Genomic DNA, 505 nt, shown 5'->3' with positions numbered 1-505 from the left:
AAAGAGTAACGGAGGAGCACGAAGGTTAGCTAATCCTGGTCGGACATCAGGAGGTTAGTGCAAAGGCATAAGCTAGCTTGACTGCGAGAGTGACGGCTCGAGCAGGTGCGAAAGCAGGTCTTAGTGATCCGGTGGTTCTGAATGGAAGGGCCATCGCTCAACGGATAAAAGGTACTCCGGGGATAACAGGCTGATACCGCCCAAGAGTTCATATCGACGGCGGTGTTTGGCACCTCGATGTCGGCTCATCACATCCTGGGGCTGAAGTAGGTCCCAAGGGTATGGCTGTTCGCCATTTAAAGTGGTACGCGAGCTGGGTTTAGAACGTCGTGAGACAGTTCGGTCCCTATCTGCCGTGGGCGCTGGAGAATTGAGGGGGGCTGCTCCTAGTACGAGAGGACCGGAGTGGACGCATCACTGGTGTTCGGGTTGTCATGCCAATGGCATTGCCCGGTAGCTAAATGCGGAAAAGATAAGTGCTGAAAGCATCTAAGCACGAAACTTG

1 rRNA gene is annotated in these 505 nt (G+C 53.9%); it reads left to right on the top strand.

Annotated elements, in window-relative coordinates:
* Window positions 1-505, top strand: a 23S ribosomal RNA gene (locus tag M989_RS24040); the annotation flags it as partial.

Origin of the sequence: Kluyvera georgiana ATCC 51603 (genome assembly GCF_001654985.1) — a bacterium.
GTDB classification, from domain to species: domain Bacteria; phylum Pseudomonadota; class Gammaproteobacteria; order Enterobacterales; family Enterobacteriaceae; genus Kluyvera; species Kluyvera georgiana.
The sequence above is the reverse complement of the archived record's forward strand: the minus strand, read 5'-3'. Positions and strand labels throughout refer to the sequence as shown.